The organism is Nocardia sp. NPDC057227 (genome assembly GCF_042669725.1).
Lineage (GTDB): Bacteria > Actinomycetota > Actinomycetes > Mycobacteriales > Mycobacteriaceae > Nocardia > Nocardia asteroides_A.
The window spans coordinates 1-8,475 of the sequence record NZ_JBHUXA010000048.1; the positions used below are offsets into that span (position 1 = coordinate 1).

12 protein-coding genes are annotated in these 8,475 nt (G+C 73.3%); 7 read left to right on the forward strand and 5 right to left on the reverse strand.

Features of this window, described 5'->3' with window-relative positions; all coding sequences use genetic code 11:
• Positions 1 to 42: 42 nt before the first annotated feature.
• The 3 genes from ACFUJ1_RS34060 (at position 43) to purH (ending at position 4,248) form a co-directional block, all read left to right on the forward strand.
• Entirely contained in the window at positions 43 to 1,974 is a 1,932-nt protein-coding gene (locus tag ACFUJ1_RS34060; protein ID WP_378651431.1) for a DUF6350 family protein, read from the forward strand.
• A gap of 91 nt (positions 1,975 to 2,065) precedes the next feature.
• Positions 2,066 to 2,686, forward strand: a complete 621-nt coding sequence (gene purN / locus ACFUJ1_RS34065) for a phosphoribosylglycinamide formyltransferase (protein WP_378651432.1) — start codon at positions 2,066 to 2,068, stop codon at positions 2,684 to 2,686.
• Positions 2,683 to 4,248 (forward strand): bifunctional phosphoribosylaminoimidazolecarboxamide formyltransferase/IMP cyclohydrolase, encoded by a 1,566-nt coding sequence (purH, locus tag ACFUJ1_RS34070; protein WP_378651433.1) that lies wholly within the window; start codon positions 2,683 to 2,685, stop codon positions 4,246 to 4,248. The genes purN and purH overlap by 4 nt, the downstream gene beginning before the upstream one ends.
• 46 nt (positions 4,249 to 4,294) lie before the next feature.
• Here the strand turns inward: purH and ACFUJ1_RS34075 are convergent, their stop codons facing one another.
• Positions 4,295 to 4,765 (reverse strand): hypothetical protein, encoded by a 471-nt coding sequence (locus tag ACFUJ1_RS34075; protein ID WP_378651434.1) that lies wholly within the window; start codon positions 4,763 to 4,765, stop codon positions 4,295 to 4,297.
• A 175-nt stretch (positions 4,766 to 4,940) separates the two neighbouring features.
• On the opposite strand from ACFUJ1_RS34075, the gene ACFUJ1_RS34080 reads away from it, so the two are divergent.
• Positions 4,941 to 5,561 carry a LysM peptidoglycan-binding domain-containing protein gene (locus tag ACFUJ1_RS34080; RefSeq protein ID WP_378651435.1) on the forward strand — a complete coding sequence of 207 codons (621 nt, stop codon included), beginning with the start codon at positions 4,941 to 4,943 and terminating at the stop codon, positions 5,559 to 5,561.
• A gap of 49 nt (positions 5,562 to 5,610) precedes the next feature.
• Here ACFUJ1_RS34080 and rpsR read toward each other — a convergent pair whose 3' ends face one another.
• From rpsR to rpmB, 4 genes are read right to left on the reverse strand one after another with little or no spacing between them, the layout of a single operon-like run.
• Positions 5,611 to 5,865, reverse strand: a complete 255-nt coding sequence (rpsR, locus tag ACFUJ1_RS34085; RefSeq protein ID WP_357025227.1) for a 30S ribosomal protein S18 — start codon at positions 5,863 to 5,865, stop codon at positions 5,611 to 5,613.
• A 34-nt stretch (positions 5,866 to 5,899) separates the two neighbouring features.
• Positions 5,900 to 6,205, reverse strand: coding sequence for a 30S ribosomal protein S14 (gene rpsN, locus ACFUJ1_RS34090; protein ID WP_378651436.1), 306 nt, complete (start codon positions 6,203 to 6,205; stop codon positions 5,900 to 5,902).
• The gene (gene rpmG, locus ACFUJ1_RS34095; RefSeq protein ID WP_378651437.1) at positions 6,205 to 6,375 is read right to left on the reverse strand and encodes a 50S ribosomal protein L33; all 171 of its coding nucleotides are present in this window, start codon (positions 6,373 to 6,375) and stop codon (positions 6,205 to 6,207) included. The genes rpsN and rpmG overlap by 1 nt, the downstream gene beginning before the upstream one ends.
• A 10-nt stretch (positions 6,376 to 6,385) precedes the next feature.
• Entirely contained in the window at positions 6,386 to 6,622 is a 237-nt protein-coding gene (gene rpmB, locus ACFUJ1_RS34100) for a 50S ribosomal protein L28 (protein ID WP_378651438.1), read from the reverse strand.
• Positions 6,623 to 6,722: 100 nt separating this feature from the next.
• On the opposite strand from rpmB, the gene mrf reads away from it, so the two are divergent.
• From mrf to rpmF, 3 genes are read left to right on the forward strand one after another with little or no spacing between them, the layout of a single operon-like run.
• Positions 6,723 to 7,994 (forward strand): ribosome hibernation factor-recruiting GTPase MRF, encoded by a 1,272-nt coding sequence (gene mrf, locus ACFUJ1_RS34105; RefSeq protein WP_378651439.1) that lies wholly within the window; start codon positions 6,723 to 6,725, stop codon positions 7,992 to 7,994.
• Positions 7,991 to 8,257, forward strand: a complete 267-nt coding sequence (locus ACFUJ1_RS34110; protein ID WP_378651440.1) for a type B 50S ribosomal protein L31 — start codon at positions 7,991 to 7,993, stop codon at positions 8,255 to 8,257. The genes mrf and ACFUJ1_RS34110 overlap by 4 nt, the downstream gene beginning before the upstream one ends.
• 4 nt (positions 8,258 to 8,261) lie before the next feature.
• Positions 8,262 to 8,435: a 50S ribosomal protein L32 gene (gene rpmF / locus ACFUJ1_RS34115; protein ID WP_378651441.1), complete on the forward strand. Its 174-nt coding sequence runs from the start codon at positions 8,262 to 8,264 to the stop codon at positions 8,433 to 8,435.
• The last annotated feature ends 40 nt before the right edge of the window (positions 8,436 to 8,475 follow it).

The following is an 8,475-nucleotide window of genomic DNA, read 5'->3' on the forward strand; positions in this document are numbered from 1 at the left end:
CCTGACGATGGCGCGCCGGGGCCGGTGCCACGCTTCATTCCCATGAGCGCCCCGAGAACAACGGCCGAACGCCGCCGTCCGACGCGCCGCGGGCCGGAGCGCCCCGGCCCGGAGGGCGGCTGGGCGCTGAGCCCGGAGCGGGCGCGGGTGCTCCTGCTGGTCGCGGCGCGGCCGGCGACCTTCGCCCTGACCATCGCCACCGTGCTGATCCTGACCACGCTGCTCGCCGCGGGCAGCGGCACCGGGGGCAGCGCGGGCGCCATCGCCGCGAGCTGGCTCGCCATCCACCAGGTGCCGCTGACCATCGGCAAGACCACGCTCGGTGCGCTCCCGCTGCTCGCCACCGCGCTGCTGGTGCTGGGCGTGGCCAGGGAGTGCGCGCACGCCGTCCGGCCGGGCGCGGACCGGGTCGACCTGTCCTGGATCCTCGGCGCCGCGCTGCTCGGGCCGCTGGTGGTGACCTCCATCTGCATCGCGGTCACCGAGGACGCCTCCGCCGTCGTCGCGCTGCAGCCGCCGAACCCGCTCGCCGCCTTCCTCTGGGTCTTCGGCTGGCACCTGCTCGGCGCGGGCGCAGGCATCGCGACCCGGCTGCACGACGTCGACCTCCCGCTGCCGCGGCCGCCGGAGTGGGTGCTCGCCGGGCTGCGCGCGGGCGGGCTGATCGTGCTCCGCATGCTGGCCTGCGCCGCCGTCGTCGTCGTGCTCGCGCTGTTCGCGCGCGGTTCCGCCGTCCTCGATGCCTATGCGGGCGCGGACGGGGTGGTCGGCGTGCTCGGGCTCACCCTGCTCTCGATCGGCTACCTGCCCAACATGGTGGTGGCGACGGTGAGCGTGCTGCTCGGGCCGGGCGCGCAGCTCGGCGGCGCCGAGTTCGGGCTCTTCGGGGTGGTCGGCGGTGCGGTGCCGGGGCTCCCGGTGCTGGCCGCGGTGCCGACCGGCCCGGCCGCCGGGTGGTGGCCCGCGCTGCTCGTGCTGCCCGCCGCGGTGGGTGCCTTCGGCGGGCTCGACACCGCGCGGACCTCGGACGACCGGCTCACCGCCCCCTGGGCCACGCTCACCGCCGCAGGCAGCGCCACGCTGGCGCTGCTGCTGCTCGGAGCGGTCAGCGGCGGCGAGCTCGGCGACGCCGGGCGGGTCGGCATGTTGCTGCCCGCCTTCGCGGTGGTTGCCTTCGGCTGGTTCGCGATCTTCGGGTACGCCGGGCTGGTGCTCGGCAGGCGCTGGAACGTCGAGCTGCGGCGGCCGCGGCTGCGGCGTTCGCCGCCGGTCGCGGAGCGCGCCGTTGCGGTGCCGTACGACGAATACGGCTTCGATACCGACGGATTCGACCGCGACGGGTACGACCGCGAGGGTTTCGACGCGCACGGGTACGACGCGCACGGCTACGACCACGAGGGGTACGACGAGCGCGGGTACCACGAGGACGGGCTGCACGAGGACGGGTACGACGACGACGGGTTCGATCGGCACGGCTTCGACGAGGACGGGTACGACACCGAGGGTTATCACCGGGACGAGTACGACGACGACGAGCACGCGGCGGTCGAGGACGACGACGCCGGATACGCCGACGACCACAGCGAGCACGCGGCGGTCGCGAGCGGCGACGACGGCGACCGCGCGGCGCTCGGGACCGGCGATGACGGCGACCGCGCGACGCTCGAGAGCGGCGATGACGGCGGGCGCGCGGCGCTCCGCAGCGGCGACGCCCGGGACGCCGACGACGGCGACCACTCGGTGAGCGGGCGGGGCGAGACCGGCGCGGGACCGGACGACGACCCCGACCACCCCGGCGCCCGCTACCTCGACGCGGGCGCCGACGAGCCGTTCGACGCGGAGCTGCTCGACGCCGACGACCCCGTCGGCACCGCGCGAACCCCGTCCGCGACCGGCGGCACGACCCCGGAGATCCTGGACGCCGAGGTCGTCGATGCCGACCTGCCGGACGGTGGCCGCACCCCGGGTCGTTAGGCTCTGGGGCGGCGGTGTTCGGCCCACGATCACGTTGCCGCCGTCCATCTCACGCAGGAGTAGAGCGCTGACGTCACCGTCTGTCGACCGGGTGCCCGCCACCGTCGTCGTGCTCGCCTCGGGCACCGGATCGCTGCTCCGCGCCCTGCTCGAGGCGGCCGCCGCCCCCGGGTACCCGGCCCGGATCGTCGCGGTCGGGGTGGACCGCGAGTGCGCGGCCACCGGACACGCGGCGGCCGCGGGCATCCCGAGTTTCCTGGTCGCACTCGCCGACCACCCCGACCGCGCCGCGTGGGACCGCGCGCTCACCGCAGCGGTCGCGGAGTACACGCCGGACCTGGTGGTCTCGGCCGGCTTCATGAAGATCCTCGGCCCCGCCTTCCTGGAGCGCTTCGGCGGCCGGATCGTCAACACCCACCCGGCGCTGCTGCCCGCCTTCCCCGGCGCGCACGGCGTGCGGGACGCGCTCGCCTACGGCGTGAAGGTCACCGGCTCGACCGTGCACCTGGTCGACGCGGGCGTCGACACCGGCCCGATCCTGGCGCAGGAGCCGGTGCCGGTGCTGCCCGCCGACGACGAGGCCACGCTGCACGAGCGCATCAAGGTTGTCGAGCGACGGTTGCTGGCGGAGGTCGTCGCCGGCATCGCGACCCGCGGCATTGTCTCCGACGGACGAAAGGCAGTGATCCCAGATGAGCGAGTACCCCGGTGAGTGACCGCAGGCCGATCCGCAGGGCGCTGGTGAGCGTCTACGACAAGACCGGGCTGGAGGAGCTGGCCGCCGGGCTGCACGCGGCCGGCGTCGAGATCGTGTCGACCGGCTCCACCGCGGGCCGGATCGCCGCAGCCGGCATTCCGGTGACCAAGGTGGAGGAGCTCACCGGCTTCCCGGAGACCCTGGACGGCCGGGTCAAGACGCTGCACCCGCGGGTGCACGCGGGCATCCTCGCCGACACCAGGCGCCCCGAGCACCTGGCGCAGCTCACCGAGCTCGGCGTCGAGGCGTTCGAGCTGGTCGTGGTGAACCTGTACCCGTTCACCGAGACCGTGGCGGGCGGCGCGACCCCGGACGAGTGCGTCGAGCAGATCGATATCGGCGGCCCGTCCATGGTGCGCGCGGCGGCCAAGAACCACCCGTCGGTGGCCGTCGTGGTGAACACCGACGACTACGCGAGCGTGCGGGCCGCGGTCGAGGCGGGCGGCTTCACCTTCGCCGAGCGGACCGCGCTGGCGGCGAAGGCGTTCCAGCACACCGCGAGCTACGACGTCGCGGTGGCGAGCTGGATGCTCAACGTGCGGGTGCCAGGCGTCGGCGGCGAGCCGGACGGCTTCCCGGCCTGGGTCGGCGGCACCTGGGAGCGGTCCGCGGTGCTGCGCTACGGCGAGAACCCGCACCAGTCGGCCGCGCTCTACACCAACGGCGACGGGCGCACCGGGCTGGCGCAGGCGGAGCAGCTGCACGGCAAGGAGATGTCGTACAACAACTACACCGACGCCGATGCCGCCTGGCGTGCCGCGTTCGACCACGAAGCGGCCGCGGTGGCGATCATCAAGCATGCCAACCCGTGCGGCATCGCGATCGGCGCCGATATCGCCGAGGCGCACCGCAGGGCGCACGCCTGTGACCCGGTGAGCGCCTTCGGCGGCGTCATCGCGGCCAACCGCGAGGTCACGGTGGCGATGGCGGAGCAGGTGGCCGAGGTGTTCACCGAGGTGATCGTCGCCCCCGGCTACGCGGACGGCGCGGTCGAGGTGCTGCAGCGCAAGAAGAACGTGCGCATCCTGGTCGCCGAGCCGCCGCAGCGGGCAGGCGCCGAGCTGCGCCCGATCAGCGGCGGCCTGCTGCTGCAGCAGCGGGACATCCTGGACGCCCCCGGCGACGACCCGGCGAACTGGACGCTGGCGGCGGGCGATCCGGCCGACGAGGCAACCCTCGCCGACCTCGCCTTCGCCTGGCTGGCCTGCCGCGCGGTGAAGTCCAATGCCATCCTGCTCGCCGCCGACGGCGCCTCGGTCGGGGTCGGCATGGGGCAGGTGAACCGGGTGGACGCGGTGCAGCTCGCGGTGCAGCGGGCAGGCGACCGGGCCAAGGGCTCGGTGGCCGCATCGGACGCCTACTTCCCCTTCCCGGACGGCCCGCAGCAGCTGATCCAGGCCGGGGTGCGTGCCATCGTGCAGCCCGGCGGCTCGGTGCGCGATCAGGAGACCATCGACCTGGCCCGCGAGGCCGGGGTCACGCTCTACCTGACCGGCGCACGGCACTTCGCGCACTGAGGAAGTCGCTCCGGCGGCCGGGCACCCCGCGGGGCGCCCGGCCGCATCACGCCGCGCTGAGCACCTGCCGCTGGCCCAGCGGCGAGGGCAGCTGCACCTCGAGGCTCCCGGTCACCGCGATCATGGTGCACATGCGGCTCGCCGCATCGGGCCTGCGCCCGGCCCTGAGTTCGACCGTCACCGCGGAATCGGTCTCCGCAATGACCTTTGCCGCCACTCCGTAACATTCCGGCGAACCGGTTTCGAAGACCACCGCGAGCCGATCCGGGCCGACGAGCGAGTAGGAGCCGAACGGAATCGGGTACGCCTCGACCAGCACCGGAGCCTCGGTGAAGGGCCGCGCGGGCAACCCGGGCTCACCCTCGATGGGGGTACTCGGCGCCGCGGAAGTGGACGAAACCGACTGCGCGGCAGCGTCGTTCCCCTCCGATCCGGAGCCGCCGCACCCCGCGCAGACGACGGTGCCGAGCAGCAGGGCGAGCGCGGCGACCCGCCGCGGGAACGAAATCCGAGCCATGCCACCGACCCTAGCCGCTTCCCGTCGGACCGGACGTCGGGTGAATTGTGAGCGAATCCCCCGCGCGGCACGGGCGCTCCCCGCCGAACGCCAGTACATTCGGTGACGGTTTGCACCGAACGCTCGGTGGCACACCGTATTCGAACAATTCAGGCCAACTTTCGGAAGGACAAACGTGGTCGACACGCTGCGCGTAGGTGAAGAACTGGGTCTTGGGCAGTCGCTGACGGGCGGGGCCTACTCCCTGACCCTGCAGAACGACGGCAATCTGGTGCTCTCGGAGCCCGGCGGCACTGTGCTGTGGTCCACCCAGACCCACGATCAGGGTGTGCGCAACGCGGTGCTGCAGCACGACGGCAACTTCGTGCTCTACAAGGAGGGCAGCGACGCCGCCTGGTCCACCGAGACCAATGACCAGTCGGCCGATCGCCTGGTGGTGCAGGCCGATCGCAACGTGGTGCTGTACGGCACCGACGGCAGCGCGCTGTGGGCCTCCGGCACCGAGACCGACAACCCGCTGCCCGCCCCGGAGCCGGTCGCCGAGGCCGTCCCCGCGGAGCCGGAGCCCGAGCCGGTGGCCGAGGCTGTTGCCCAGCCTGCCTTCGAGCAGGCCCCGGCCGACGTGCCCCCGCCGCCGCCCGCGCCGCGCACGCACACCGTCGAGCCCGGCGACACGCTGTGGGCCGTCGCCGAGCGCTTCTACGGCGACGGCAACCGCTACCACGAGATCGCGGCGGCCAGCGGCATCGACAACCCGGACCTGATCCACCCGGGCCAGGTGCTCACCATCCCGTGAGACGACCGAGGCCCGGTGCGCGCGCACCGGGCCTCGCTGGTCGCCGAGATCAGCGGCTGGTGAACGGCAGCAGCGCCATCTCGCGGGCGTTCTTGACGGCGATGGCGACCTGCCGCTGCTGCTGCGGGGTGAGCCCGGTGACCCGGCGGCTGCGGATCTTGCCGCGGTCGGAGATGAACGTGCGGAGCAGGTTCACGTCCTTGTAGTCGACGTGCTCGATGCCCGCGGCGATCAGCGGGTTCTTCTTCGGGCGGCGCGCCTGCTCGGCGCGGACCTTCTTCGACGGTGCTCGCTTCACTGCCATGCTGACGGCTTCCTCCTACGCGATCGTGGATGGTCTACCAGCTCGATTTGCGCACTCCTGGCAACTCGCCCCGGTGCGCCATCTCGCGCACCCGGACCCGCGAGAGCCCGAACTTCCTGAGGTGGCCGCGCGGTCGACCGTCGGCGGCATCCCGATTGCGCAATCGTACCGGACTGGCGTCCCGCGGCATTTTCCGCAGTTCGGCCTGCGCAGCGGCCCGTTGCCGGTCCGGCGTGGCCGGCTTCCGGATGAGTTCCTTGAGCTCGGCCCGCCGCTCGGCGTACCGCGCGACGATCACCCGGCGCTGCAGATCCCGCGCGATCTTCGACTTCTTCGCCATCAGCGCTCCTCCCGGAATTGCACGTGCCTGCGCACGACCGGGTCGTACTTCTTCAGCACCATCCGGTCCGGATCGTTGCGCCGGTTCTTCCTGGTGACGTAGGTGTAGCCGGTTCCGGCCGTGCTCTTCAGCTTCACGATCGGCCGGAGCTCGGTCGCCTTCGAGGCCATGTGCCCCTCCTCAGAATTTCTCGCCGCGGGCCCGCAGCCGTGCTGCCACGGCCTCGATCCCGTCGCGATCGATGGTCTTGATGCCCTTCGCGGAGACGGTCAGCGTGATCCGTCGGCCCGCGCTGGGCAGGTAGTAGGTCTTGCGCTGGATGTTCGGATCCCAGCGCCGGCTGGTGCGTCGGTGTGAGTGCGAGACGGATTTGCCGAACCCGGGCACGCGCCCGGTGACCTGGCAGTGGGCCGACATGACCGACCTCCTATTGAATATCGTTTTCGACAACGGCCGTTCGACACTGTAGCGTCGGCACCCAGCAAATGAAAACCGTTGTCGAAAGGAATTTGTTCCGGTGGCCGATCCCGTCTCCGCGTCCGACCGGCGCACCCCCGTCGTCCTGCTCACCGGCAGCGGCCCGCGCGGCGTGCCGGAAGCACTGCTCCGTGCGCCGGGCACCGTTGTCGTCCAGCACGATCTGCGTGACCTCCGTGAGGGGGTGGTCCGGCGGACCGTGCTGGACGGCGACCGGTCCGAGCTCTCCGTGCTGGAGCTCGCGCACGGCTGCGTCTCCTGCACGCTCCGCGGCGACCTGCTGCCGCTGCTGCGCACGCTCGCGGCGCGGGAGCCGGTGCGCCGCATCGTGCTCGACCTGGATGCCGCCTTCGAGGCGGACTCGGTGTGCGAGGCGATCGAGCACGTCGTGGTGGCGGGGATGGTCGGCAGGCCGGACGCGCCCGCGAGCCGCGACGTGCGGGTGCAGGCCGTGCTCGGGTGCCTGGACGAGGACAGCTGGTTCGCCGACGCCACCGGCGACGACACCCTGGCCGAGCACGGCCTGACCACGGTCGACGACGACCGCACGGTGGCGCAGGTGGCGCTCGGCCGGGTCGAGTCCGCGGACGCGCTGCTGCTCGCTGGCAGCGCCGACCCGGCGCGGCGGGCGCGCACCGCGGCCGTGCTGCACCGGCTGGCCCCCGGCCTTCCCGCGCTGCGCGCCGAGCCGGGCGCCGAGCCCGCCGCCGACGCGATCGAGGCGCTGCTCGCCGTGGTCCCCGAACGCGCCCGCGGCTTCGACCCGCACGCGCCGCTGCTGCGCGGGCAGCCGCCGCTGAGCCGGGAGCACGGCGTCGAGTGGGTGGAGTTCGCCGCCGACCGGCCGTTCCACCCGGCCCGGCTGCACGAGGCGCTCGACGTGCTGCTCGACGGCGTCGTCACCGCGCGCGGCCGGATCTGGCTGGCCACCCAGCCCGCCGATGTGGTGTGGCTGGAATCGGCGGGTGGCGGGCTGCGGGTCGGGGGAGCGGGGCGCTGGCTGGCCGCCATGACCCCGGCCGAGCGGGCCGCCGTCGACCCCGAGCGCGCCGCGCTGGCCGCGCTGCGCTGGGACGAGCGCTTCGGCGACCGGCACGTCTCGCTGGTCGTGCTCGTGCACGACGCCGACCCGGCCGAGATCCGGCGGGCCCTGCACTGGGCGCTGGTCGAGGACGACGAGCTGCGGCTCGTCGCGCGGTCGCCGCAGGTCGTCGCCGGGTGGGCGGACCCGTTCGGCGAGCAGCACACCGATCCGTGCGCCGACCCGTCCGGGGTCGGCGCGGAGGGCTCGCACAGAGAGGACAATGCATGAAACCAGGGATTCACCCGGAGTACCGGCCGGTGGTCTTCGAGGACTCCAGCACCGGGACCCGGTTCCTGACCCGCTCCACCGCGGGCAGTTCGCGCACCGTCGAGTGGAGCGACGGGTTCAGCTACCCGCTCATCGTCGTGGACGTGACCTCGGATTCGCACCCGTTCTGGACCGGGGCGAACCGGGTGCTCGACACCGCGGGGCGGGTCGAGAAGTTCGAGCGCAAGTACGGGCGGCGTGCCCGCCCCGGCCGGGAGGGGTGAGGTCGTGGCAGTTCCCAAGCGGCGGATGTCGCGCAGTAATACGCGGAGCAGGCGGGCGCAGTGGAAGGCCGTCGCTCCGGACCTCGTTCCGGTGACCGTCGGCGGTATCGCCTACCGGGTGCCCCGCCGCCTCGTCGCCGCCGTCCGCCGCGGACTCGTCGACCCGTCCCGGATCTGATCCGGACCCGCGCCGGGTGCCTGTCGGAAGGCACCCGGCG